General features: G+C 70.8%; 24 protein-coding genes, 1 pseudogene and 2 riboswitches. Of the genes and pseudogenes, 8 read left to right on the top strand and 17 right to left on the bottom strand.

Annotated elements, in window-relative coordinates; all coding sequences use genetic code 11:
• Window positions 1-46: 46 nt before the first annotated feature.
• Together ABEA10_RS12055 and ABEA10_RS12050 are read right to left on the bottom strand one after the other, a co-directional pair.
• The gene (locus ABEA10_RS12055; protein ID WP_425550896.1) at window positions 47-997 is read right to left on the bottom strand and encodes an amidohydrolase family protein; all 951 of its coding nucleotides are present in this window, start codon (window positions 995-997) and stop codon (window positions 47-49) included.
• Between the two features lies 1 nt (window position 998).
• Entirely contained in the window at window positions 999-1910 is a 912-nt protein-coding gene (locus tag ABEA10_RS12050; RefSeq protein WP_345461799.1) for an SDR family NAD(P)-dependent oxidoreductase, read from the bottom strand.
• Between the two features lie 150 nt (window positions 1911-2060).
• Here ABEA10_RS12050 and ABEA10_RS12045 point away from each other — a divergent pair, with 150 nt between their 5' ends.
• Window positions 2061-2516 carry a MarR family winged helix-turn-helix transcriptional regulator gene (locus ABEA10_RS12045; RefSeq protein WP_345461796.1) on the top strand — a complete coding sequence of 152 codons (456 nt, stop codon included), beginning with the start codon at window positions 2061-2063 and terminating at the stop codon, window positions 2514-2516.
• Between the two features lie 18 nt (window positions 2517-2534).
• On the opposite strand, the gene ABEA10_RS12040 is transcribed toward ABEA10_RS12045, so the two are convergent.
• Complete coding sequence (locus tag ABEA10_RS12040) at window positions 2535-3002, bottom strand: MarR family winged helix-turn-helix transcriptional regulator (RefSeq protein ID WP_345461793.1); 468 nt, start codon at window positions 3000-3002, stop codon at window positions 2535-2537.
• Window positions 3003-3124: 122 nt separating this feature from the next.
• On the opposite strand from ABEA10_RS12040, the gene ABEA10_RS12035 reads away from it, so the two are divergent.
• Complete coding sequence (locus ABEA10_RS12035; RefSeq protein WP_345461790.1) at window positions 3125-4762, top strand: MFS transporter; 1638 nt, start codon at window positions 3125-3127, stop codon at window positions 4760-4762.
• Between the two features lie 88 nt (window positions 4763-4850).
• Here the strand turns inward: ABEA10_RS12035 and ABEA10_RS12030 are convergent, their stop codons facing one another.
• Both ABEA10_RS12030 and metE read right to left on the bottom strand, forming a co-directional pair.
• A complete protein-coding gene (locus ABEA10_RS12030; protein WP_329260294.1) occupies window positions 4851-5246 on the bottom strand; it encodes an MmcQ/YjbR family DNA-binding protein in 396 nt (131 codons plus the stop codon).
• A gap of 144 nt (window positions 5247-5390) precedes the next feature.
• Window positions 5391-7688, bottom strand: coding sequence for a 5-methyltetrahydropteroyltriglutamate--homocysteine S-methyltransferase (gene metE, locus ABEA10_RS12025; protein WP_345461785.1), 2298 nt, complete (start codon window positions 7686-7688; stop codon window positions 5391-5393).
• 127 nt (window positions 7689-7815) lie between these two features.
• A riboswitch (cobalamin riboswitch) is annotated at window positions 7816-8036 on the bottom strand.
• Between the two features lie 96 nt (window positions 8037-8132).
• On the opposite strand from metE, the gene ABEA10_RS12020 reads away from it, so the two are divergent.
• Window positions 8133-8417, top strand: a complete 285-nt coding sequence (locus tag ABEA10_RS12020; RefSeq protein WP_345461783.1) for a hypothetical protein — start codon at window positions 8133-8135, stop codon at window positions 8415-8417.
• A 41-nt stretch (window positions 8418-8458) separates the two neighbouring features.
• Here ABEA10_RS12020 and ABEA10_RS12015 read toward each other — a convergent pair whose 3' ends face one another.
• From ABEA10_RS12015 to ABEA10_RS11975, 9 genes are all read right to left on the bottom strand, one after another.
• Entirely contained in the window at window positions 8459-9730 is a 1272-nt protein-coding gene (locus tag ABEA10_RS12015; RefSeq protein WP_345461780.1) for a GNAT family N-acetyltransferase, read from the bottom strand.
• Window positions 9727-10086: an ArsR/SmtB family transcription factor gene (locus ABEA10_RS12010; protein WP_345461777.1), complete on the bottom strand. Its 360-nt coding sequence runs from the start codon at window positions 10084-10086 to the stop codon at window positions 9727-9729. Before ABEA10_RS12010 ends, ABEA10_RS12015 begins: the two co-directional genes overlap by 4 nt.
• 215 nt (window positions 10087-10301) lie before the next feature.
• Window positions 10302-11552 carry a Na+/H+ antiporter NhaA gene (gene nhaA, locus ABEA10_RS12005; protein ID WP_345461774.1) on the bottom strand — a complete coding sequence of 417 codons (1251 nt, stop codon included), beginning with the start codon at window positions 11550-11552 and terminating at the stop codon, window positions 10302-10304.
• Window positions 11553-11671: 119 nt separating this feature from the next.
• On the bottom strand, window positions 11672-11824 hold the full coding sequence (locus ABEA10_RS12000) for a hypothetical protein (RefSeq protein ID WP_345461771.1): 153 nt from the start codon (window positions 11822-11824) through the stop codon (window positions 11672-11674).
• Window positions 11825-12008: 184 nt separating this feature from the next.
• The gene (eno, locus tag ABEA10_RS11995; RefSeq protein ID WP_345461768.1) at window positions 12009-13343 is read right to left on the bottom strand and encodes a phosphopyruvate hydratase; all 1335 of its coding nucleotides are present in this window, start codon (window positions 13341-13343) and stop codon (window positions 12009-12011) included.
• 298 nt (window positions 13344-13641) lie between these two features.
• Complete coding sequence (locus tag ABEA10_RS11990; protein ID WP_345461765.1) at window positions 13642-13869, bottom strand: hypothetical protein; 228 nt, start codon at window positions 13867-13869, stop codon at window positions 13642-13644.
• Window positions 13870-13925: 56 nt separating this feature from the next.
• On the bottom strand, window positions 13926-14579 hold the full coding sequence (locus tag ABEA10_RS11985) for a dynamin family protein (RefSeq protein WP_345461763.1): 654 nt from the start codon (window positions 14577-14579) through the stop codon (window positions 13926-13928).
• Between the two features lie 223 nt (window positions 14580-14802).
• Window positions 14803-15966: a hypothetical protein gene (locus ABEA10_RS11980; protein WP_345461760.1), complete on the bottom strand. Its 1164-nt coding sequence runs from the start codon at window positions 15964-15966 to the stop codon at window positions 14803-14805.
• Window positions 15967-15994: 28 nt separating this feature from the next.
• A riboswitch (Fluoride riboswitch) is annotated at window positions 15995-16058 on the bottom strand.
• Window positions 16059-16149: 91 nt separating this feature from the next.
• Window positions 16150-16515, bottom strand: a complete 366-nt coding sequence (locus ABEA10_RS11975; RefSeq protein WP_345461757.1) for an inorganic diphosphatase — start codon at window positions 16513-16515, stop codon at window positions 16150-16152.
• A 245-nt stretch (window positions 16516-16760) separates the two neighbouring features.
• On the opposite strand from ABEA10_RS11975, the gene ABEA10_RS11970 reads away from it, so the two are divergent.
• Window positions 16761-17936: an MFS transporter gene (locus ABEA10_RS11970; protein ID WP_345461754.1), complete on the top strand. Its 1176-nt coding sequence runs from the start codon at window positions 16761-16763 to the stop codon at window positions 17934-17936.
• Between the two features lie 135 nt (window positions 17937-18071).
• Entirely contained in the window at window positions 18072-18506 is a 435-nt protein-coding gene (locus ABEA10_RS11965) for a YkvA family protein (RefSeq protein WP_345461751.1), read from the top strand.
• A 34-nt stretch (window positions 18507-18540) separates the two neighbouring features.
• On the opposite strand, the gene ABEA10_RS11960 is transcribed toward ABEA10_RS11965, so the two are convergent.
• The 3 genes and pseudogenes from ABEA10_RS11960 to ABEA10_RS11945 form a co-directional block, all read right to left on the bottom strand.
• Window positions 18541-19008, bottom strand: coding sequence for a hypothetical protein (locus ABEA10_RS11960; RefSeq protein WP_345461748.1), 468 nt, complete (start codon window positions 19006-19008; stop codon window positions 18541-18543).
• 59 nt (window positions 19009-19067) lie between these two features.
• On the bottom strand, window positions 19068-19688 hold the full coding sequence (locus ABEA10_RS11955) for an MmyB family transcriptional regulator (protein WP_345462213.1): 621 nt from the start codon (window positions 19686-19688) through the stop codon (window positions 19068-19070).
• Window positions 19689-20004: 316 nt separating this feature from the next.
• Window positions 20005-20163 (bottom strand): annotated as a pseudogene (locus ABEA10_RS11945) (zinc-binding dehydrogenase); the annotation flags it as partial.
• A 176-nt stretch (window positions 20164-20339) separates the two neighbouring features.
• Between ABEA10_RS11945 and ABEA10_RS11940 the strand changes: the two are divergent.
• The 3 genes from ABEA10_RS11940 (at window position 20340) to ABEA10_RS11930 (ending at window position 23876) form a co-directional block, all read left to right on the top strand.
• A complete protein-coding gene (locus ABEA10_RS11940; RefSeq protein WP_345461745.1) occupies window positions 20340-21317 on the top strand; it encodes an aldo/keto reductase in 978 nt (325 codons plus the stop codon).
• 506 nt (window positions 21318-21823) lie between these two features.
• Entirely contained in the window at window positions 21824-22975 is a 1152-nt protein-coding gene (locus ABEA10_RS11935; RefSeq protein WP_345461743.1) for a branched-chain amino acid ABC transporter substrate-binding protein, read from the top strand.
• Window positions 22976-22982: 7 nt separating this feature from the next.
• Complete coding sequence (locus tag ABEA10_RS11930; RefSeq protein WP_329260327.1) at window positions 22983-23876, top strand: branched-chain amino acid ABC transporter permease; 894 nt, start codon at window positions 22983-22985, stop codon at window positions 23874-23876.
• Window positions 23877-23889 lie beyond the last annotated feature (13 nt).

Here is a 23889-nt window from a genome sequence, read left to right as displayed (position 1 = left end):
GGGGACGGGAGAAGTCGTTCGGCGGCGGTCGGTCTCGCCGTGGGGGTCAGCCGGGAGTGAGGCCGAGCAGGCGAACCGCGTTGTCCTTGAGGATGAGCGGCCGTACGTCGGGTTTGATGTCGATCTTCGCGAAGTCGCTCAGCCACCGGTCGGGGGTGATGACCGGGTAGTCCGAGCCGAACAGCACCTTTTCCTTGAGCAGTGTGTTGGCGTACCGGATGAGCTGCGGCGGGAAGTACTTCGGCGACCATCCGGACAGGTCGATGAACACGTTCGGCTTGTGCGTCGCCACGGCCAGCGCCTCGTCCTGCCAGGGGAAGGACGGGTGCGCCAGGATGATCTGCAGCTCGGGGAAGTCGGTCGCCACGTCGTCGAGGAACAGGGGGTTGGAGTACTTCAGGCGGATGCCTCCGCCGCCCGGCACACCCGCGCCGATGCCGGTCTGCCCGGTGTGGAAGAGGGCGGGCACACCGAGCTCCGCGATGGCCTCGTACAGCGGGTAGGCCATGGGGTCGTCGGGTGAGAACGCCTGCAGGCTGGGGTGGAACTTAAAGCCCCGCACCCCGTACTCCTCCACCAGCCGGTGCGCCCGGCGTACCGCCGCCCGGCCTCGCCACGGGTCGAGTGAGGCGAAGGGGATGAGCGCGTCCGCGTGGGCGGCGCAGTCCTCGGCGATCTCCTCGTTCGGGATGGGCGGGTGGCCCAGGGCGTGCTCGGCGTCGACGGTGAAGACGACCGCCGCCATGTTCCGCCGGCGGTAGTAGTCGGCCATCTCCTCGATCGTGGGCTGGCGGTGACCCTGCGCGGCGAAGTACTTCTCCGAGGCGGCCATGAGCTCCGGGGTGAGGGACGGATGGCCCGTCCGGGACACCTCCGCGTGCGTGTGCACGTCGATCGCGGTCAGCCGTGCCACGTCCATGCCGGCGGGGGCGGCGATGTCGGTTCGCGGCAGGTCGGTTTGCGGCAGGTCGGTTCGTGGCCTGTCGGTTGGCGGCATGTCAGTTTCCCGTCGGCTGGGGCGCGGGGATGCCGGAGGACTCGGGCTGCGCACCGACACCTTCGGCCCAGGCGGCGGCGATCTCATCGGCGTTCCAGCCGCCGTCCCGCAGCTCCACCTTCTTCTCCTGCGGGTGGGCCCACAGCGCCAGCCGGTCCCCGCCGACGCCGATGGCCTGGCCGGTGATGGCGGCCGAGGCGTCGGAGGCGAGGAAGACGACGAGGCCGGCGACGTCCTCGACGGTGCCGAGACCTTCGTCCTTGCGCATCCAGGCCGGAAGGGGTTCGCCGGTGCGCTCGGCCTCCGCGATGGCCGGCGCGAACGCCGGAATCGTCTTGGTCATCTCGGTGGCGGCGACGGGGATGACGGCGTTGACCGTGATCCCGGCTCGCGCCAGCTCCAGGGCCCAGGTGCGCGCCATGGCCACGATGCCGGCCTTGGCCGCCGCGTAGTTGGTCTGCCCGAAGTTCCCACGCTGTCCGGCCGGCGATCCGATCACGATGATGCGTCCGCCCTCGCCCTGTCCGCGCATCCGGGTCGCGGCGGCCCTGGCGCAGGTGAAGGTGCCGCGCAGGTGGACGCGGACGACGTCGTCGAAGTCATCGTCGGTCATCTTCCACAGGACCTTGTCCCGCAGAATGCCGGCGTTGGTCACCAGGATGTCGAGCCGGCCGAAGTGCCCCACCGCCGCGGAGACCAGATCCTCGGCCGTGGCGGTGTCGCCGACCGCGGCGGTCACTCCGAACGCCCGGCCGCCCGCCGACCGTACGCTCTCCACCGCGGCGTCGACGGCCTGCCGGTCCACGTCGTTGACCACGACGGACGCCCCGGCCGCGGCCAGTGCGCGGGAGTAGGCGAGCCCGAGGCCGCGGCCACTGCCCGTGACGACGGCCACCTTTCCTGTCAGGTCCACTGGAGTCCACCCTTCATCGACAGGATTCCTGGCTATGGGGGGCAAGTCTGATGACCGACAGGAATCCTGTCAATGGGGTAGGGTCGTTCCGATGTCGCACCAGGGTGCGCCGCAGCGGCGCACCGCCTCACGAACGAAGGAGAGGGCGCCGTGGCGGAAGCGGCCGCGCGGCCGGCCGGGAGAGGCGCGAAGGCGGCCCCTTCGCTGCTGTACCTGGTCAAACGCACCGAACTCGCCGTACGGGCGCGCCTTGACGAGGTGCTCAAGCCGTCGGGGCTGACCGCCCTGCAGTACACCGCGCTGACCGTGCTGGAGCGGCATGCCGGTCTCACCGCCGCTCAACTCGCCCGCGACTCGTTCGTCACCGCGCAGTCGATGGCCGACATGGTCCGCACACTCGAGAGCCGCGGCTACGTCGTCCGGCGCCCCAACCCGGCCAACCGGCGTGAGCTTCTCATCGCGCTGACCGATCTCGGGCATCGGCTCCTCGCCGACTACGAGCGGCCCGTGCGCGACATCGAGCGACGCATGACCGACGGCCTCACCGACGACGATGCCGCCCGGCTGCGCAGGACCCTCGACCACGCGTGGCGCCGGCTCTCCTGACGCGGGCCGGTCCTCGCCTTAGTGCGGAGGCGAGCTCGACAGGGCGCTGCGGCAGGCGGCCACGTAGCGGCGCAGGTCGTCGACCTCGTCCGCGGCGAGCGGCGACAGCATTCGCGCCTCCACTGCGTCCACGTCCGCGCGTACGTGATCGAGGAGTTCCTGGCCCTCGGCGGTGAGCCGCAGCACCCGCCGCCGACGGTCACCGGGGTCGGGGTGCCGCAGGACGAGGCCGCGGCTCTCGAGAACGCCGACCATGTCGGCGGCGCTCTGGTCGGTCACGAACGCGTTGCGGGCGAGCTCGGCCGTGCTGAGGTCCGACCGGCGCTCCAGAACCGTCAACGCCGTGTACTGCAACGGCGTGATGGACACCGGGCGCAGCACCTCGTCCAGCCGGGAGCGTACGGCCAGCTCCAGCTGCTTGACCAGATAGAGCAGGGACGTCCGCGCCTTCGCGTGGACGTCGCCGGAGGTGGCGGGGTCGGTCACCCGTCCATCTTCCCCGGATTGCGGCGCAACGGAGAAAAACCCAGGAAACCTGTACATCAATAGTGATGCGTGACACAGTCTCTCGTTGGCAGCATCCGGGCTCCTCCGTTCCTGGAGACGCAATGAGCGATCTCACCACCGCACCGGCCAGCCGGCACGCGATCACCACCCCCTTCCTCACCCCCGGCACCCGCGTCGCCACCGCCCTCGCGGTGCTGGTGGCGCAGGTCGGGCTCGCCATCCCCGCCGTCCTGAACGGCCTGTTCCAGCAGGACCTGCACACCACATCCGCGCAGCTCACCTGGATCTCCGACGCTTTCCTCGTGCCGGTGACCTTGCTCGAGCTGAGTTTCGGCGCCCTCGGTGACCTCTTCGGCCGCAAGCGCCTGCTGATCGGCGGCAGCCTGCTCATGGCCGTCGGCGAGTTGATCAGCGTGCTCACTCCGTCGGCCGGCACCTCGAACACCGCGGCCATCGCCACGCTGTGGACAGGGCAGGCGCTGACCGGCATCGGCGCGGCGGTCCTCTTCCCCACCTCGCTGGCGATGGTGGCCGCGGGCACCCACACGGCGAAGGACCGGGCGCGAGGCATCGCGGTCTGGTCCGCCGCGTTGTCGTCCGGAGGGTTCGTGTCCCCGCTTCTGGGTGGACTGGTCACCAAGATGTCCTGGGGCGACGACCCGACGGCGACCTGGCGCTGGGCGTTCGTCGCGGTCTTCCTCCTCGCCCTGATCAGTGCGGCCGTCGCCCTGACCGCCCGGAACTCCTCCGCACCCGAGGGCCGCTCACTGGACTGGCCGGGGCAGATCACCGTCGCCGTCTCGTTGTTCGCCCTCCTGTTCGCCGTCATCCAGGGCGCCACGAGCGGTTGGTCGAGCCCGTGGGTGATCGGCGGTTTCGTCGTCGCCGTGGTCTTCTTCGCCGCGTTCATCGCCGCCGAGCGGCGGTCGCCGGCTCCGTTGTTGCGGCTGAGCCTGTTCGCCAACCGGGCCTTCGCGGTGAGCTCCCTCGTGACGGTGCTGGGCATGTTCGCCTTCCTGGGCACCGCCTACTCCACCAGCATCCGGCTGGCGGCGATCCAGGAGTTCTCGCCCCTGGAGACGGCCATCGCGTTCGTCCTGTTGCAGGGCTTCGCGCTGGTGCTCATGCCGGTCACCGCGAAGACGATTCACTCGTACAACCCGCGCTGGGCGCTGGGCGCCGGCTTCCTGCTGATCGCGGCCGGGGACTTCTGGATCGCCGCCCAGTCGGCGGTCGACCGGTCCCTGTGGCCGATCGTCGCGCCGCTGGTCCTGGTCGGTATCGGATTCGCGTTCGCGCTCTCCGGCGTGACCGCCGTCGCGGTCAACACCGTGCCCAACCACCTCGCCGGCATGGCCTCGGGCACGACCAGCCAGCTGCGGGACTTCGGCTTCACACTCGGCCCCGCGGTCATCGGCGCGATCGCGTTGAGCGCGGCCGCCTCCGAGATCCAGCACAAACTGCACGCCAGTTCCGCGCTGCGGGCCGCGATGGAGAAGTTCGGCGCGAGCGCACCGCCCGAGGCCGTCGGCGCGGTGAACTCCGGCCCGCTCGGCGCCAACGCCGTCGCGGGCAACCCGATCCAGAACGTCGCCTTCCACGCTCTCGACCACGCGTACGCGATCGGCTACGTCGTTTGCGGGGTCTCCGCGCTCGTCGCCGCACTACTGGCCGCGGCGGGAATGCTCGGCGGTGCGGCGCGTCGGCCCCTGGTCACCGAGGAGTCGCTTCATGACTGATCTGGTCGCCGGGGCCAACACTTGTGAGACGTAAAGCGGCAGGGCGGCCACTGGCTGGATTCATCTTCACCGACCCGGGCGCGCTCGTTCAGCACGGATCAGTGCCGGACGATTCGCCGGCCTCATCGAGGTCGCTGACGAGCGCGTCCGGCGCACGCATACGCCACGCGTCGGTCACGAGCTCTTCCAGACGTTCGACCTTCACCTCGGCCAGGCGCAGCATCACCAGGGGCAGGCCGTCGTAGCTCGGCGTGGTGAAGAAGAGGTCGGGCTCGCCCAGCAGGAGAGCCTGCTTCTCGGCCTCGTCCCCGACGTACAGCACCGCGATATCGGTTCGGATCAGGCGCGGCCTCCCCGGCGTGCGCTCGGGGTAGGACCAGACGAACCCCTTGTCGGCAACCCGGAAGTCAAAGCCGTCACTGTCAATCTCCACCACGTGAGGCAGAGCCAGCGCCAGCCGGCGCACATCGTCGGCGTCAGCCACCGAGATCCCTCCCAGAGCGCACGATCCGCATGTGCCGAGGCTACGCGCCGGCGACCGCATCGCGGGCGAGGGGCACCCTCGCCGGCCGCCGGCCGTCGGCATCGAGTGAGCGGGGGCGGACACCGGGTGTCCGCCCCCGCTCGTTCAGGAGTTCTGGGAACGGCGGAGCTCACGGGCCGCGGTGGCCAGGTTCTCCAGGGACGCGCGTACTTCGGGCCACCCGCGGGTCTTCAGGCCGCAGTCGGGATTGATCCACAGCCGTTCGGCGGGAACGGCCCGTAGCGCGGCGCGGATCAGGGCCGTCATCTCCTCGACGTCCGGGACGCGGGGGGAGTGGATGTCGTACACGCCGGGGCCGACTTCGCGGGGGTAGCCGGCGGCGGCGAGTTCGGCGGCGATTCGCATGTGGGAGCGGGCGGCCTCCAGGCTGATGACGTCGGCGTCGAGGGCGTCGATGGCGGGCAGGATGTCGCCGAACTCGGCGTAGCACATGTGCGTGTGGATCTGGGTGTCGGTGCGGACACCGCCGGTGGTGAGGCGGAAGGCCTCGGTGGCCCAGGAGAGGTAGGCGGCGTGGTCGGCGGTGCGCAGCGGGAGGGTCTCGCGCAGCGCGGGTTCGTCGACCTGGATGATCGCGCTGCCCGCGGCCTCCAGGTCGGCGACCTCGTCGCGGAGGGCGAGCGCGACCTGGCGGGCGGTGTCGGCGAGCGGCTGGTCGTCGCGTACGAACGACCAGGCGAGCATGGTGACGGGGCCGGTGAGCATGCCCTTGACCGGGCGTTCGGTGAGCGACTGGGCGTACCGGGTCCAGCGGACGGTCATCGGGGCGGGGCGTGCGATGTCCCCCGCGAGGATCGGCGGGCGTACGTAGCGGGTGCCGTAGGACTGGACCCACCCGTGCTGGGTGGCGACGTAGCCGGTGAGCCGTTCGGCGAAGTACTGGACCATGTCGCTCCGTTCGGGCTCGCCGTGGACCAGCACGTCGAGGCCCGCCTTCTCCTGGAAGGAGATGACCTCGACGATCTCGGCCTCGATGCGCTCCTCGTACGTGGCGGTGTCGATGCGGCCGGCGCGCAGGTCGGCGCGGGCGCGGCGCAGCTCGTCGGTCTGGGGGAAGGACCCGATGGTGGTCGTGGGCAGTGGTGGCAGGCCGAGCCGGGCGCGCTGGGCGGCACCGCGTTCGCCGTACGGCCGGGCGCGGCGCGTGTCGTCGCCGGTGACGGCGGCGGCTCGGGCGCGTACGGCCGGGTCGCGGGTGAGCGGTGAGGAGGCACGGGCGGCCAGGCGGGTGCGGTTGGCGGCGAGTTCGCCGGCGATGGCCTCCGTGCCATGCGACAGCCCGCGGGCGAGTGTGGCGATCTCGGCGGTCTTCTGACGGGCGAAGGCGAGCCAGTCGCGGATCCGTGGGTCGATGCCGTGCTCCAGGCTCACGTCGAGCGGAACGTGCAGCAGCGAGCAGGACGCCGCGACGTCGACCCGGTCGGCCAGGCCGAGGAGCGTACCGAGGACGGACAGGGACTTGGCCAGGTCGTTGATCCAGATATTGCGGCCGTCGACGACGCCGGCGACGAGGCGCTTGCCGAGCAGGCCGCCCGCGGCGGCGATTCCGTCGAGGTTGGCGGCGGCGGGCCCGGTGAGGTCGAGCGCGAGCCCCTCGACCGGTGCCTCGGCCAGGACGGGCAGCGCTTCGCCGAGCCGGCCGAAGTAGGAGGCGACCAGCAGTTCGGGCCGGTCGGACCGCTCGCCCAGCTCGCGGTACGCGCGCGCGACGGCCTCCAGCTCCGCGGGCGTACGGTCCTGCACGAGCGCGGGTTCGTCGAGCTGCACCCACGTGGCGCCGGCGGCGCGCAGGTCGGCCAGCACCTCGGCGTAGACGGGCAGCAGCCGGTCCAGCAGCGTCAGCGGCTCGAAGTCGGCGGCGACCCCGGGGGCGGGCTTGGCCAGCAGCAGGTACGTGACCGGTCCGACCAGCACCGGCCGTACGGCGAGGCCGAGCGCGCGGGCCTCGGTCAGCTCGGCGACCTGCTTGGCCGAGTTCGCGCGGAAGACCGTTTCGGGGCCGAGCTCGGGGACGAGGTAGTGGTAGTTGGTGTCGAACCACTTGGTCATCTCCAGCGGCGCCGCCTCCTGGGTGCCGCGGGCCATCGCGAAGTAGCCGTCCAGGGCGTCGGCCCCGACCGCGGCGCGGTGGCGTTCGGGGATGGCGCCGACCATGACGCTGGTGTCGAGCATGTGGTCGTAGTAGGAGAAGTCGCCGGTGGGGACCTCGTCGATGCCGGCGGCGGCGAGCCGCTGCCACGTGGCGCGGCGCAGGTCGGCCGCGGTGGTGTGGAGGGCCTCGGCGCCGAGGCGGCCCTTCCAGTAGCCCTCGATGGCGCGCTTCAGCTCCCGGTCAGGACCTTGCCGGGGGTAGCCGTACACGGTGGCGGACGTTGTCGTCACAGCACTCTCCTTCGCGAGCACCTCTGCGGATGAGTCCGGGGCCGAGGACGCGAAGGAGCACACCAGGAGCTACCTGGAATGTCCGCCGACCCGCCCTCGAGGTCACCGAGCTCTCCGTACGCGCGGGTCGCGCGTACGGGCAGTGGCAGGTCTTCGGACTCGCGGACACGCCTGCCGGGGCAGGCACCTACTGGCCGTCGCTTCCCGGACCCGTACGTCGGGCCCAGTGCGTGGTGACGGCGGTCGTTTCCGCTCACCGCTGCGGGGCAGTCCCGGACTCACACCGGGTTCCCTCTTACGACGCGTCTGCCTGGCGGGCAGGGCGAACCAGCTGCGCGACACAGCCTACGGGATGGGACCCGGACGCGACCGGCACGGGGGATGCCCCACTCTTACCGGCGCGACCGGCGACCGCCGGGTCGGTGCCGCGCTCACAGACAGTTCGTGCAGGCCGGAGCGGCCGTTCTGCTGAGCTCGTGCTCGGCCGGGGGGACGGATTCGGGCACGCCGCGCAGGGGCGGCATGGCGCGGGCCTGGCTGTCGGGCATCGGCCTGAGGCGTTCCAGAGCCGTCGGCGGGCAGGTCGTGCGCCGGTTCGATGACCGCTGGGACGGTGGATCGTCCGGCAGCGGCGAGTGGCACCTCGACACTCTGCGCGAACAACGATTCACCGAGACCCGCGAGATCTGGTGCTCACCGAGCGACGTCCTCATCGCGGCCCTCCGCTAGAAGCGCCGAGCGCCGTGAGGCGGAGAGACCCTCGTCGCCTCTCAGCCCGGCTCCACAGTGGGGCTGCGACGTTCGATGAGGACTACGTCGCGCCATCGTCCGTGGTGGCGGCCGATGCGTCGGCGGGTTCCGACGGTGCGGAATCCGGCGCCGGCGTGGAGGCGGAGGCTGGCGGTGTTGTCGGGGAAGATGCCCGATTGGATGGTCCAGATCCCGGCGGTCTGGGTGGAGTCGATCAGAGCTCGGAGAAGGGCGGCGGCGATGCCGCGGCGGTGGTGCCCGGGGTGGACGTACACGGAGTGTTCGACGACGCCGGCGTAGACACAGCGGTCGGAGACCGCCGTGGCGGCGATCCAGCCGAGGACCTGGCCGGTGCCGGTGTCGGTGGCCACGTGGCGGTGCAGCGGCAGCTTGGCGGCGTCGAATGCTTCCCAGGTGGGGGTCGTGGTCTCGAAGCTGGCGTTGCCGCCGTCGAGCCCGGCCTGGTAGATCGCCAGGACGTCTTCGGCGTCGCCGGGCCGCATGGGCCGGATCACGATGCCGTCCGGGGCCGCGGGCTTACCCGCTTGAACGATCGCTGAGTGCAGACCAGGGGCGACCTGGTGGGTGGGCGTAATGGTCGCGGTGGTGAACCCGGCGGCGAGCAGCCGGTGGCGGTACTCGCTGAGGGTGAGGGTTCCGGCGGCGCAGCCGACGGCCTGTTCGGCCGTGGTGCGTTCGGCCGGGTCGAGGTCGTGGGCGGCGATGACGTCGGTGACGCCGAGGCGGCCGCCGGGGCGCAGGACGCGGAAGGCCTCGGCGAGCACGCGGGGTTTGTCGGTGGACAGGTTGATGACACAGTTGGAGATGACCACGTCGACGTGCGCGTCCGGCAGGGGGATGTCCTCGATGTGGCCACGGAGGAACTCGACGTTGCCGATCCCGGCCTCGGCCGCGTTGGCGGCCGCGAGTGTGAGCATGTCGGGGCTGGCGTCCAGGCCGTAAGCCTTGCCCGCCGTGCCGGTGCGCCGGGCCGACAGGATGACGTCGAGCCCGCCGCCCGAGCCGAGGTCGAGGATGGTCTCGCCGGAGGCGATGCCGGCGACGGCGGTGGGGTCGCCGCAGCCCAGACTGGCCCGCAGCGCCGCCTCCGGAACCGCCTCATCGGCGCCATAGCGGGCAGCGCCGAAACAGCCTTCCTCTTCGCGCTCGCTCGTCGTGCACGAGTCGGCGGGGGCCTGCCCGGCCAGGGCCTGGCGGGCCAGCCCGGAGTAGCGATCCACGATCGCCTCACGTGCATCCTCGAGGCTGCGGCCGGAGAGGTGCTCGGTCATCGGGTTCCCCCTGTCTCACAAGCGGCGGCGTCGGGCTGGGTGGGGACGGGGCGGCCCATGACCACGTCGGCGGCGGTCGGGAAGCAGCGCACGCAGGTCTCGTTGATCCGGTAGTACCGGGCGGTCCCTCGTTGCTCGACCAGCACGAACCGCACGTCGGCCAGTACCTTCAAGTGCGCCGAGACGGTCGATTGGCCGACGTCGACGGCCTGGACGATCTGCCCGACCGCCATCGGCTCACCGCGGCGGGCCAGCAAGGAGACGATCTGGATCCGGGTGGCATCGGCCAGGGCCTTGAACCAGGACGCGTACTCGACCGCCGTCGACCGGTCGAGAGGTCCGCTCTCGTCATTCATCGTTAATCGACGATAGGCGATGAAGTTTGGAGAGGGAAGAGGTCACACCGCCACGATTCGCGAGCGAGCCCGGTCGCGGGTGGCGCTGCGGGGCGGCGTCGCGGCCGACGCCGCACAGGCCTCGCCGAGGACGGGCTGCGTTGCGATGCCAGCCCACACGTATCCTGCGCGTGGCCGGCCTGGAAGGCTCCATCACCCCCTCGGCATCGGCCGGGTCAGTGTTGGCGGCGGTAGTGACGGCTGCGGGCACCCAGGAGCAGCGCGGCCAGCAGGGAGGCGATGGCCGAGGCCAGCAGGACGGCGCCTTTGGCGATGGTCTGGTGGGCGGGCGTGGTGTAGGACAGCTCGGTGATCAGCAGGGAGACGGTGAAACCGATCCCGCCCAGCAGGCCGATGCCGACGATGTCGATCCAGCCGATCCCGGGGTTGAGATGGGCGCTGGTGAGGCGGGCGGTCAGCCAGGAGGCCCCGAAGATCCCCACTACCTTGCCGCACACCAGCCCGGCCAGCACGCCCCAGGCGATGGTGCTGCCCCAGAAGCCGCCGGCCCCTGACAACGCCACTCCGGCCGACAGCAACGCGAAGGCCGGCAGAGCGAGGGCGGAGGAGATCGGCCGGAGCAGGTGTTCGGCGTGCTCGGACGGGCTGATGGTCTCACCGGCGCGAGTACGGGTGCGCATCAGCAGGCCCATCGCCACCCCGGCGATCGTGGGATGCACGCCGCTGGCGTGCGTCGCACCCCAGATCACCAGTGCCAACGGGGTGAACAACGCCCAGCCCGGAACCGCGGCCCGCACCCGTGTGAGCAGGCGGCCGCGGCCGTGCTGCAGGTAGGCGAACAGCGCCGAACCGGCCACGGCGCCGGTCAGGGCGGGCAGCGACAGGCCGCTGGTGTAGACGACGGCAATGATGATCACCGCGCACATGTCGTCGACGGTGGCCAGCGTCAGCAGGAAGGTCCGCAGAGCGGCGGGCAGATGCCGGCCGATCACCGCCAGCACCGCGACCGCGAAAGCGATGTCGGTGGCTATCGGGATCCCCCACCCGCCACCCGCCTCCCCACCGGTACGGGCGTTGAGGGCCGCGAACACCCCGGCCGGGACCGCGACCCCGCCCAGTGCCGCCACGATCGGCAACACCGCACGGCGCGGGTCGCGCAGCTCACCGTGCACCAGTTCCTGCTTGAGCTCGTTGCCGACGATGAAGAAGAACACCGCCAGCAGCCCATCGGCCGCCCACGTTTGGACCGGCAGATGCAGATGCAGCGCGTACGGACCGATGGTGTAGGACCGCATCCGCTCATAGACGGGTGCCAACGGCGAGTTCGCCCACACCAACGCCACCACCGCGGCGGCGATCAGCAACGACCCGCTGACCACTTCCGACCGCACCACCGCGCCGATCCGCACAGCGGTGGCTCGGGCAGACGACCAGGCCAGCGCGGTCAACCGCGCCAAGGCAGACATCAGCGGCACTCCAAGCGAGGGCGTGGAAGATCAACGACACCGAGACGAAGGCCCCGCCGGCCGCCGTGACCGATCGCCGTAAGCCAGATACCTGGAACCGGCTGTCTTGGCGGGGCGGGTCACACCTGGTCAGGTGGACAGGTGCTGGTGATCGCGCCCCAGGTGCTCACATAGCCGTTCGTACCGATCGGACGATGCTCCAGCGCCCGCAGCACCACCGGTGAGGCGAACCGGTCCCGCCGAACCCGGCGAGCCGAACCCCGCTGGTGCATCGGCGCTCCCTCTTCCCACGGCCCGCTTACCCAGGGCCTTCGTGCGATCTTGACGAAACTCTATCAACCGGCCCGGCCGGTCTCCGTCTCCTCGCAGCGCCGGTCACTTCGGTGAACGTGGCGCCTTGCCCTACGTGGCGAGCGGTCGTCGGCCCGGGCCGTGAGCCCCCGCCCGCGAGACGGGTCACGGCGTCAGTCCGAAGGGCAGCCTCGGACGGTGAGCGGCGATCTCGAGCAGCCGGTTGTACTTGGCGACGCGCTCGCCGCGGGCCGGTGCGCCGGACTTGAGCTGGCCGCAGCCAGAGCCGACGGCCAGGTCGGCGATGAAGGAGTCCTCGGTCTCCCCGGAGCGGTGGGAGACCATCGCGCCGTATCCGGCCTGGCGGCAGACCGCCATGGCCTGCAGTGTCTCGGTGACGGTGCCGATCTGGTTCAGCTTGATCAGGGACGCGTTGGCGATGCCGTCCTCGATCGCCTGGGCGATGACCGCGGGGTTGGTGACGAAGTTGTCATCGCCGACCAGTTGCACCCCCTCACCGAGCTCTTCGGTGAGCCGGATCCAGCCGTCGCGATCGTCCTCGCCGAGACCGTCCTCGATGCTCCAGACGGGGAAGTCCTCGGTGATCTGCCGGTACCGAGCGATCATGTCCGTGCTCGTCAGCTTCTCCCCGGCCACCAGGTAGGTGCCGTCCGGCTGCCGGAATTCACTCGCCGCCGGGTCCAGAGCGATGGCGACGCCGTCCCGGCCGGGCGTGTATCCGGCGTCCCCGATCGCATCGAGGAGCAAGGCGAGGGCGTCCTCGGGCCGGGTCAGTTCCGGGGCGAAGCCGCCCTCGTCGCCCAGACCGGCCGAATGCCCGCCGTCGGTGAGGCGACGGCGCAGCGCGGCGTACACCTCCGCGCCCGCGCGTACGGCCTCCGCCAGGTCGGGGGCGCCGAGCGGGGCGATCATGAACTCCTGGAAGTCCAGCGGGTTCGCCGCGTGCGCACCGCCGTTGAGGACGTTGAAGTGCGGCACCGGCAGGCGAGCGGGAACGCCGTCCGGGCTCAGGGACCGCCAGAGCGGCACGCCCTGCCGAGCGGCGGCGGCGCGGGCGACCGCCATCGAGGCGCCGACGACGGCGTTGGCGCCGAGCCGGGACTTGCTCGGTGTGCCGTCCAGCTCGATCAGCGCTTGGTCGAAGGCGGCCTGGTCGGCGAAGCGCCGGCTGCGTACGGCGTCGGCGATCTCGCCGTTGACGTGGCCTACCGCCGTACGCACTCCCTGGCCCCGGTAACGCTCAGGGTCGCCGTCGCGCAGCTCGACGGCCTCGCCGGACCCGGTCGAGGCCCCTGACGGCACTCCGGCACGGGCGACCGCTCCGCCGGCGAGTTCGACGGTGACGGACAATGTCGGACGTGCCCGGGAGTCGAGGACCTCGATGGCACGCAGCATGGTGATCTCGATCGACACGATCGGCCTTTCGTCGGTGAACAGATGAGTGATCCCGTACGGGCACGGCGCGGCATCGACCGGCAAGTGCGGACGCCCAGGGTCCGGCGTTCGCGCGCCGGTTCGAATGCGGGACGGGGCATGGTCCTCCTACCGCTGAAGGTAGGGACCGTTGGCGGCGAACACCGCGGATGACGGCGAGCCCCTCCGCCGTACTCTCAGACTAAGGGCGGTCTCGGTGCCGGAGAAGGCTCGCGTGGCGATCCATTCGACGCCCGCGGACCGGCGGGTCAGCGTGTCGCCGTGACCGCCGCGGCGGTCAGCTGCGAAGTCAGGGCCGTCCAGGTGGGCTTGCCGCTCGTCCAGCTCTGATCTGCGCGCCCGGTCATCGGCGGCCGAACCGCCCGGGCAGGTGGCGGCGGACCGCACCGGCCAGCAGTTCCGTCTGGCCCGTGCCGCCGGTGAGGACGTAGAAAAAGCGAGGATCTTCGATCAGCCGTCCCTCCTCGGCCGGCACGGTCAGATCCACCTCGAGCAGTTCGGCCGCGTCATCGCGGACCGTCGCGAGCTCACGGTCCAGCGCGCCGACCAGCCGGGTGTCCAGGGCCGACAAGGCCTTCTCCAGGCTCTGGCGCTGCCGGTCCCGCCACCTCTCTACGGCGGTCCGGGTCAGTTCGACCAGGCGGCCGCTTCGGCGCGTTCGGCCTCACTCAGCCGGTCGGCCTTGTTGAGCAGGACGAACGTCGTCACCGAGTGCCGGGTGGCGCGTCGCAGCAGCGTACGCTCGGCGGCCGACAGGGGAGGGTCGGCGGTCAGCACGAACACCGCCGCGTCCATCGTCTCCAGCGCACGTTCGGCCTCGGCGGTGTTGTGCTCGTAGACCGACCCGGTGCCCGGAGTGTCGACGATCTCCACGCCGCGAGCCGGCAGCTCGGCGTCAAGATGCACCGTCACGTTCGACAGGCCGAGGCGATTACCGGGATTCCCGCGTTCGGTGACCAGAGCCGGCAACTCCTCCAGACCCCGGTCTTCGCGGCGCCCGTCGGCGAACCGGGCGGTGAGACGCTCCGGTGTGCCGTGGCGTAAGACCGTCGCGACGGCGGTCACCGGCGTCACCCCGGTCGGCAGGACGTCCCGCCCCAGCAGCGCGTTGACGATCGTGCTCTTGCCCCGCTTGGCCTCACCGGCGACGAGAACGCGGATCCGGTCCGCGGCCAGCCGCTCGCGCAGACCATCGATCCGCTCACGCTCGGCCGGGCTCACCAGCCCGTGGAGCTCGCCCAGCACGTTGTGGAGAAGCGCCCGGCGATCCGGCGTCGGCATTGAACGGCCTCCTACCTGATCAGGTAGGGACCGTTGGCGGCATGTCCGCGGTTCGTCGGCGAGCCCCTCCGCCGTAATCGGTACCTTACCCGCGGCCGGAGCAGGGACCTCCTGGCCGAGCCGTACGTCGCGTGCGGCGTCGACCGTACGCCGGGTCACGGCACCGCCGGGCGACCGGTCCCCGTTCCCGCGCCGCCGGCTCGTGAACGTACGGTGACCACGTTCATGGCCACAGGTCGGAATCGGCGAGGCCGAGGTAGGCCCGGCCGTCCAGGACGGTGGGGACACGGCGCCAGGTGGTGGTCTCCCTGCCCTTGGGCTCGTGCCGCAGGTCCCACGCCTGTCTGACCGTGTCCTCGTTCAGCTCCCAGGCGTGCTGGCGGAGCCGGGTCAGCAGCCGACGCAGAAACGCCTCGGCCCGTCCGGTGCGGGCGAGTTCCTCGCCGTGTCGCAGGCACAGTCCATGGCCGCGATCCGAGCGGCGCAGCCGTCGCCTCGGACGGGTACCCGTGTGCCGGGCGGCCATCGCCAGTTCGGCCACCCGCGCCCGCAGGAGTTCGCAGCGGACGCGGACCGTACGTGTGGGCCCGGCCGCGCGCTGCGCGGCGTCGTGCAGGTGGCGTGGGCACAGCCGCAGGTCGTGGTCGCTCGGCTCGGTCTGCTCCAGCAGCCAGGTCAGGTAGGTGTCCTCCGCTCGTCCGGCCTGCCGGCAGCAGGGACACGAGCCGGCCTCCAGGTCCATGGCGAGCCGTTCGGCGGGTGGTAGGTGGACCGGTTCGGGCGCCTCGGCGACGAGGGGATACCAGCGCGCTCGGTGCTCGGCGTCCGGATCGGTCCCGGCGGCCGCGGTGATCCCGGCTTCGGCGATGGCCGCATGCACCGCGTCGGCCGCGACGCCGGCCCGGGCGGGACTCAAGTCCGGGACCAGGTGCCGCAAGTGGGGGTAGCACAGTCCTCGGTGTCGCCGTAGGACGGCACTCACCTCGGAGGTTTCCAGCGAGGCCGTCAGCAGGGCGCCGGCGGCCTGAGCGCGCCGACCCGCCGTCTCGCACACCGGGCACCGCGCCGGCGACGGCGCCTCGCCCGCCGTGATCAGCCGCTCGGTCCGGCCGACCGCGGCGCGCAGGACGAACTCCCACGGCTGCCGGAGGACGGGGGGCTCGCCGAGCGCGATCAACCGCCGGGTATGGGCGGGGCAGAACCCCAGCGAGCTCCGGAGCAGCTCCAACGTTCCGGCGTCGCCGTGGTGTTCGATGCCGAACCAGCGAAGCCAGGTCTCCTCCGCCTCGTCGTGGGCACGGCAGAGCGCGCAGCCGTCCGTCTCCAGCAGGCGCAGGGCGTCAGCCCTGCCCACGCTCGCGGGGGAGGGACGGCGTCGTTCGGTCATGGATCGGAGCATGGCTCCCGCCTCCTCGCTCAGAGCAGGAGCCATCAGCGGCACGCACCGCGGTTTCGGTGAGCTCCATCACCGTGTCGGCCGGTCGACCGTACCGGCAGCCGCCCTTAGCGTACGGCCGGTCACCACGCCGACCCCGGCCGCGGACGACGTGGGTGCGCGCCGAAACCCCGGTCACTCGGCCGGCGCCGGGCGAGGCCGTTCGCGCTCGCGGGCGAACGCGGCGTTGATCTCGCACTCGGCGGCTTCCCGGTCCTGCCAGCCGCGTATGTCGGAGTCCTTGCCGGGCTCGATCTCCTTGTAGATGTCGAAGAAGTGGCCGATCTCGGCGCGGACGAAGTCCGGGACGTCCTCCAGCCACACCATGGCGTCCAGGGGATCACCGTCCTCGGCCAGCGTGTCGGGGACATAGCCGTAGTCGGTCGGATACTGCGTCGCGGTGAACAGCAGCCGGTCCAGCCGGATGCGCCCGAGACGATGGTCCATCTCGTACTTGTTCCGCGAACCCTTCGGGATCTCGACGACGATCTCGATCTCCATGCCGCCTCCCTAATAAGGGCATTCCCCGCGGTCGGATGGTTCCCACCGGTGAGCCGGCGCTCCTCTGAGCACCCTCCGTGGAGGGAGCGTCGCGCCGCGTTAACCTTCTCGAACCGACGGTACGGCTCGACGTAGGCGTGTAACCGGTTCCTGATTCGGCGCGATGGAGGCCTGATGGTCGACTGTCCGCTTCGTGCTGTCGACATCGATGGCCCGGCAGGCGGCCGGCGCCGTCCGGATACCGGATGACCGGCCGGAAGGCGCCCGCGGCGCTGAAGTTCGTGCTCCTGGTCGGCGTCATGAGCTTCTTCGCCGACTTCACCTACGAGGGCTCGCGCAGCATCATCGGCCAGTACCTGAAGGTGCTGGGTGCCGGGGCGCTGGCGATCAGCGCCGTCACGGGATTCGGCGAACTGGTGGGATACGGTCTGCGCCTGGTCTCGGGTCGCCTCGCGGACCGGACCCAGCGGTACTGGCCGGTGACCATCGGCGGCTACGCGTTGCAGATGGCGGTGGTGCCGCTGCTGGCGCTGGCCGGGAACTGGCAGGTGGCCGCGGTACTGATCGTCCTCGAACGGGCCGGGAAGGCGACCCGGAACCCGCCACGCGACGCGATGCTCTCGCACGCGGCCGAGGACATCGGCTACGGCCGGGCGTTCGGCCTGCACGAGGCCCTCGACCAGTTCGGTGCGATGTTCGGCCCACTGGCGGTCGTCCTGGTGTTGCTGCTCGGCCGGCACGACTACACGATCGCGTTCGCCGCCCTGGCGATCCCGGCCGCGGTCACGCTGTCGCTGGTGGTGGTCGCCCGCCTGTTCCACCCCCGTCCGCAGGACCTCGAGGCGGGCCCTGCCGAGGTGCGTGCCGGCGGCCTGCCCCGGGTGTTCTGGATCTACCTGGCCGCAGGGGCGCTCGTGGCCGCCGGGTTCGCCGACTTCCCGCTCATCGCCTACCGCTTCCAGCGGGCCGGCACCGTGTCGGCCACGCTCACGCCGCTGTTCTACGCGGTGGCCATGGCCGTCAGCGGGATCGGCTCGCTGGTCCTGGGACGCCTGTTCGACCGGGCCGGAATCGGCGTCCTGGTCCCGCTGACGATCGTCGCGGCGTCGTTCGCTCCGCTGGTGTTCCTCGGCGGCTTCTGGGCCGGGCTCGCCGGGGTGTCACTGTGGGGTCTGGGTATGGGCGTGCACGAGTCGATCATCCCGGCGGCGGTGGCCCCGATGGTCTCCCCGGACCGGCGCGCTTCGGCGTACGGACTGTTCACCGGCGTGTACGGGACCGCCTGGTTCCTCGGCAGCCTCCTGATCGGAGCGCTGTTCGACGTCTCACCGTGGGCGGTGGTGGCGTTCTGCGTCATCGCCGAACTCGCCGCGATTCCACTGATCCTGACCGTACGGCGTCGCACACTTCTCGGCGCGTGACGTACCCGGGCCTTCCCGGACGGGCCGGAGACCCTGTCGTGCACGCCGGCGTCGACCGCCGGGATAATCGTGTCCCGCCGGGGGAGCCGATCGAGGCCGGCGGACCGCCGGTCGGCCGCCACTGAGGAAGCCGTCATGGTCTGGGACGTCGTTATCGCGGTCGTGGCCGGGCTCGCCGTGCTGTGGCTCGCCGTCATCGCCGCCCTGTGGACCGTCAAAGGCCGCTTCGACCTGGCCGCTCTGCGTGCGGGCCTGCGGGTGCTGCCCGACCTGATCCGCCTGCTCAAACGCCTGGCCGCCGACCCTACCCTGCCCCGTGGCGTACGGATCCGGCTGTGGCTGCTGCTGGCCTACCTGCTGCTCCCGATCGACCTGATACCCGATTTCATCCCCGTCGTCGGCTACGCCGACGACGCCATCATCGTCGCCCTCGCGCTGCGCTCGGTCATCCGCCGTGCAGGCCCTCAAGCGATCGAACACCACTGGCCCGGAACCGACGACGGCCTGACCGCGATCCTGCGCCTCGCCGGTACGACCCGCACGCATCATGAGAGAGGCGACAAGCGCTGACGGCCTCTGTTCCGCCTGCCACCACGACCGGGGCTCACGGGCGGAGTGTCGCGGCGAGCGCGCGGGGGTCGAGGAGGAGGTCGAGGGCGCTGGTGACCGAGGTGCAGACCACGTCGGCGGCGGCCAGCGCGTGGGGCGAGGCGCCTTCCGGGCCGATCACCGCGATGCCGAGCGCCACCGCACGCAGCACCGGTTCGTCGTTGCGGCCGTTCCCGACCGCTGCGCACGTCTCGGCCGTCAGCCGCCGGGCGACGGCCGCCTTCTCCGCGCCGGACCGCACCCGCTGCGCGGTCACACCGCCGAGTTCCGCCGCGATGTCCGGCAGCGTCCCGTACGTGTCGGCGGTCAGCAGGTGCACCTCCAGGAGCTCCCGCAGCCGGCTGATCCGGTCGGCCACGCCGTCGATGAGGCGGCCCCGGTCGGTGAGCGTCCCGTTGACGTCGGCGATGAGGTGCGTGAGCACCAGTGGTACCCGATCGGGCACGGTGACGGTGATGGCCACAATGCGCAAGCCTACGTCCGGCCGTTGCGGGACGCCGTGCCGACGGATTCGCTCGTCGATCAGAGTCGCTCGGAGGCCGGGTGTCGCGCTCGCGTAGGTGCGGTGAGGTCGAGCAGGACCATGGCGTCGTGGTCGGGGGAGCCCGGCTGGGCGTGGTAGGCGCTGAGGCGCTGGCCGGGAGTGCCCTCCAGCAGCATGCTCTGGTATCCGAGGGTCAGGTCGCCGACGTCGGGGTGGTGGAAGGTCTTGGTCGCCGAGGTGTGGGGTCGTACGTCGTAGCGTTCCCAGAGCCGGGCGAACTCAGGGCTCTTCAGGAGCAGTTCGCCGGCCAGGGCCGCGAGGTCGGGAGCGTCGGGGTCGGTGCCGGCGAGGGCTCGCAGGCGGGCGACGCAGCCGCGGACCTGGCTGTTCCAGGCGTCGTCGAACAGGGCGCGGGCGGCGGGGTGGAGGAAGACATAGCGGGCCAGGTTGCGATGCCTGGCGGGCCAGTCCTCCACACCGGCGTACAGACGCAGGCCGGCGGGGTTGGCGGCGAGGATGTCCATGGTGCGGCTGAGGATCATCGCGGGGTGGGGCCGCAGGCTCTCCAGCAGGAGTTCGAGGCCGGGTTTGACGGTGCGGCTGGGTGCGGCCGGTGGGTCGGGGAGGTGGCGTGCGGCGCGGACGGCGAGTTCGAGCAGGTGCTCGTGCTCGGTTTCGCTGAGGCGTAGCGCGCGGGCGAGGGCGTCGACGACGGGCGGGCTCGGGTGGGTCTCGCGGCCGCGTTCGTCGACCGACGCGCTGGTACGGGTGGTGCGCTCCTGTATCTGCGGTTCGGACCTGTGGCCGTACGGCCGCCGGGGTCGGTCCCCGTACCACCGTCACGGTGATCGGCGACGGCGCGGTCGGTCTGTCGGCCGTGCTGGCGGCCCGGCGGCTCGGCGCCGAGCGGATCAACTGCGGGGCGCCGACCCGGCTGACCGTTCCACCGGCACGGGCCACCGCCAGGGCCGTCTCCATCGCGGGCAACAGGCCCACGCACTCCAGCACGGTGTGGGTGCCGTCGCCGCCGGTCAGCTCCTTCACCCGCTCGACGCCCTCCTCGCCGCGCTCGGCGACGACATCGGTGGCGCCGAACTCGCGGCCCAGGTCCGTACGGTCCTTGTGCCGCCCCATCAGGACCTCGATGACGTGCCCGCCGGTTACCAGGCCATGGCCGACCGTGAGGCGCTCAAGGTCTTGATCAAGCCCTGAGCGGCCTCGTAGGGCGGTCTCCACGCCCTTGCGCGCCATCGACAGGGGCGCTCCCGGCTGAACAGACAACCCGAACCGACAACGAACGGAGAAAGACCATGAAGCACGTCAAGCTCGGTGACCTGGACGTCGCCCGCATCGGCCTCGGCACGATGGGCATGAGCTTCGCCTACACCGGTGCCGGCAGCGACGACGCCGAGTCGATCCGGACCATCCACCGGGCCATCGACCTGGGCGTCACGCTCATCGACACCGCCGAGGTCTACGGCCCGTACACTAACGAAGAGCTCCTCGGCCGGGCGCTGAAGGACCGTCGCGACCAGGTCGTGCTCGCCACCAAGTTCGGCATGATCTCCCACACCGGCCGCGGCTCCGGGCGGCTCGACAGCAGCCCCGCGAGCATCCGCACCGCCGTCGAGGGCTCGCTGCGGCGCCTCGGCACCGACCACATCGACCTGTACTACCAGCACCGCGTCGACCCCGACACCCCCATCGAGAACACCGTCGGCACTCTCGCCGACCTCATCACCGAAGGCAAGATCCGCCACATTGGGCTCTCCGAGGCCGGGCCGGCGACCATCCGCCGCGCGCACGCGGTCCATCCGATCACCGCGCTGCAGTCCGAGTACTCCCTGTGGACCCGCGACGCCGAGCCGGAAGTGCTGCCGTTGCTGCGCGAGCTCGGCATCGGCTTCGTCGCCTACTCGCCGCTCGGCCGTGGCCTCCTCACCGGAACCATCGGCTCCACCGAGGAGTTCGACGCCGACGACAACCGCAAGAGCAACCCGCGCTTCACGGGCGAGAACTTCCAGCGCAACCTGCGCAGCGTCGAAGAGGTCAAGGCCGTCGCCGCCCAGCTCGGCGCGACCCCTGCGCAAATCGCCCTCGCCTGGCTCCTCACCCGGGGCGAGGACATCGTGCCCATTCCCGGCACCAAACGCATCTCCCGCCTGGAGGAGAACCTCGCCGCAGACACCGTGGAACTCACCGCCGAGCAGCTCGCCGCGCTGGACGCTCTGACACCCGCCGCGGGCGAGCACCACAACGAAGCCCAGATGCGCATGATCGAACGCTGATCGGTCATGATGCGCGGCGAGAAGGCCGCCGCCCGGCGCTTCGCCGACGCGCACCCCGCGTCGTGGAGGACGGCGATGCGCCGGCGCGACATCGTCACTGATCACCCGTGATGCACGGAACCGCCATGCGCGGGAACCCGGGAACCGCATGACATAGGCGTCGGCAAATGCCTGGATAACAGGACAATCACAGCCTGCACCGAGCCTTGACGCGGGGTTCGCTCGGATATGAAATGTCACATCACATACGAAGGAGACCACTCTGAGCGCCTCCCGCAAGCCACGGCACGGCGGATCTCATGGGCATGTACGGCGGGCCATGCCGTCCTCCGCGCCTGCCGCTGACCGAGGAGCACGAGAAGGCCGTACGTGCCGCCATCGAAACGGCGGCGCATTTGGAGAGCGATGCGTGGTGCACCGTCGGGGGCTGCCACCGCGTGCGATTTCGACCCGCTCCCCGGAGGGTTCCTCCTTTGGGCCTCCTCACCCGACCAGCGGAGTTTCCTATGAGAAAAACAGTGTTCGGCGTCATTCTGACGACGACCGCCCTTGCCGTCTCAGCCTGTGGCCAGGGCATCCTCGGCGGCGACAGTAAGAAGGACAAAGGTCCGATCCTGCTCGGCATGGACATCCCCCTGTCCGGCAGCAGCGCCGAGATCGGCCCGTACATGAAGAACGGTGCCCAGCTGGCGGTCGATGAGATCAACGCCAAAGGCGGTGTGCTGGGCCGCAAGCTGGAACTGCGCGCCGAAGACGACGCCTGCGACCCGAAGACCGCGGTCGCCGCCGCGAACAAGCTGGTCGCCGCGGGCGTCGCGGCGTCGGTCGGCGGCTACTGCTCCGGGGCGACGCTGCCGACTCTGCCGGTCTTCGACCGGGCCAAGATACCCATGGTGATCCCGGCGGCGAACTCCACCGAACTCGTCGAGCAGAAGCTCAAGCACGTGTTCCTCGTCAACGGCACCGGTGACCAGCAGGCCGCCTCCGCGATGGCCTGGGTGACCAAGATCGGCGCCAAGAAGGTCGCGCTTCTCGACGACAACACGTCGTACTCCAAGGACATCGCCGTGCGCACCGCTGCGGAGCTCGACAAGCCCGGCGGACCGGACAAGGCATCGCTGGACGCGGTGACCCCGGGCGAGAGCGACTACTCCGCCAACGTCACGAACGTCCTCAAGAACAACCCCGACTTCATCTACTGGACCGGCTACTACCAGGAGGGCGGCCTGATCCTGCGCCAGCTCCGCCAGGCCGGCTACAAGGGCAAGTTCATGGTCGCCGACGGGTCGGTGGACGCCAAGCTCGTCAAGATCGCCGGCGACAAGGCCGCCGAGGGCACCTACGCCACGATGACGCAGACGCCCGACACCCTGCAGGGCGCGAGCAGCTGGATCGCCGACTACAAGAAGAGGTTCGGTGTCGACCCCGGGCCCTACTCCCCGCAGGCCTACGACGCGGTGCGGGTCGCGGCCGAGGGCATCAAGAACGCCGGCAGCACCGACGGCGACAAGGTCGCCACGGCGCTGGAGAAGATCAACGGCTTCCCGATCTTCTCTGGACCGCTGAAGTTCACCCCGGAGCACACGCTGTCCAGTGGCGGTTTCGTGATCCTCGTCGTCAAGGACGGCAAGTTCACGCTGCAGGACGCCCTGAAGTAGGCCTTACATGTCGCAACTGATCTGGAACGGTCTGTTCGTTGGATCGTTCTATTCCCTGGTCGCGCTCGGCTACAGCATGGTGTACGGCATCATCAAGCTGCTCAACTTCGCCCACGGCGACCTGTACATGCTGGGCGCGTTCAGCGGGTTCGCGATGCTCGGCGCGATGGGCGGGCTGGTCAAGTCCTCCTCGCTCGTCGCGCTGCTGGTCGTGCTCGTCCTGACGATGATCGCGACCGGTCTCTCCGGGATCGTCATCGAACGCGTGGCCTACCGCCCGCTGCGGGGTGCGCCACGGCTGTCCCTGCTGATCACCGCGGTCGGCGCGTCGTTCGCGCTGGAGTACGGCACCCGCATCTTCGCCGGTCCCAACCCGAAGGTCTACCCGGTCCGGCTGAACGGCACGGCGCTGAACGTCCTCGGCGCCCGCATCACGTTGCAGCAGATCGCCCTGATGGCCCTGTCCGTCGCCCTCATGGTCGCGCTGAACCTGCTCATCACGCGGACGCGCGAGGGCCGGGCGATGCGGGCGATCGCGTTGGATCCGAAGGCGGCCCTGCTCATGGGCATCGACGTGGACAAGGTGATCGCACGGACGTTCTTCATCGGTTCGGCGCTCGCCGGGGCCGCGGGGGTCATGGCCGGCGGCTACTACGGAAAGATCGACTTCCTGATGGGCTTCATCATCGGGCTCAAGGCGTTCACCGCGGCCGTGATCGGCGGGATCGGCAACATCCCCGGCACGATGCTCGGCGGTCTCGTCCTCGGTCTGCTGGAGTCCTTCGGCACGCACTGGGTCGGCGGCCAGTGGCGCGACGTCTTCGCGTTCGGCTTCCTCATCCTCTTCCTGACCGTCCGGCCCACCGGCCTGCTCGGCGAACGCGTGACGGAGCGGGTCTGAATGAAGGCGGGTC

It is taken from the genome of Actinoallomurus oryzae (genome assembly GCF_039541955.1).
Taxonomy (GTDB): domain Bacteria; phylum Actinomycetota; class Actinomycetes; order Streptosporangiales; family Streptosporangiaceae; genus Actinoallomurus; species Actinoallomurus oryzae.
This window is presented reverse-complemented; position numbering and strand designations above follow the sequence as displayed.

Coding starts and splice junctions, on each gene's coding strand:
- ABEA10_RS12055 (WP_425550896.1), bottom strand. CDS start 997: ATGCCGCCAACCGACAGGCCACGAACCGACCTGCCGCAAACCGACCTG.
- ABEA10_RS12035 (WP_345461790.1), top strand. CDS start 3,125: ATGAGCGATCTCACCACCGCACCGGCCAGCCGGCACGCGATCACCACC.
- ABEA10_RS12015 (WP_345461780.1), bottom strand. CDS start 9,730: ATGACCGAGCACCTCTCCGGCCGCAGCCTCGAGGATGCACGTGAGGCG.
- ABEA10_RS12010 (WP_345461777.1), bottom strand. CDS start 10,086: ATGAATGACGAGAGCGGACCTCTCGACCGGTCGACGGCGGTCGAGTAC.
- nhaA (WP_345461774.1), bottom strand. CDS start 11,552: ATGTCTGCCTTGGCGCGGTTGACCGCGCTGGCCTGGTCGTCTGCCCGA.
- ABEA10_RS12000 (WP_345461771.1), bottom strand. CDS start 11,824: ATGCACCAGCGGGGTTCGGCTCGCCGGGTTCGGCGGGACCGGTTCGCC.
- ABEA10_RS11985 (WP_345461763.1), bottom strand. CDS start 14,579: ATGCCGACGCCGGATCGCCGGGCGCTTCTCCACAACGTGCTGGGCGAG.
- ABEA10_RS11980 (WP_345461760.1), bottom strand. CDS start 15,966: ATGACCGAACGACGCCGTCCCTCCCCCGCGAGCGTGGGCAGGGCTGAC.
- ABEA10_RS11975 (WP_345461757.1), bottom strand. CDS start 16,515: ATGGAGATCGAGATCGTCGTCGAGATCCCGAAGGGTTCGCGGAACAAG.
- ABEA10_RS11970 (WP_345461754.1), top strand. CDS start 16,761: ATGACCGGCCGGAAGGCGCCCGCGGCGCTGAAGTTCGTGCTCCTGGTC.
- ABEA10_RS11965 (WP_345461751.1), top strand. CDS start 18,072: ATGGTCTGGGACGTCGTTATCGCGGTCGTGGCCGGGCTCGCCGTGCTG.
- ABEA10_RS11940 (WP_345461745.1), top strand. CDS start 20,340: ATGAAGCACGTCAAGCTCGGTGACCTGGACGTCGCCCGCATCGGCCTC.
- ABEA10_RS11935 (WP_345461743.1), top strand. CDS start 21,824: ATGAGAAAAACAGTGTTCGGCGTCATTCTGACGACGACCGCCCTTGCC.
- ABEA10_RS11930 (WP_329260327.1), top strand. CDS start 22,983: ATGTCGCAACTGATCTGGAACGGTCTGTTCGTTGGATCGTTCTATTCC.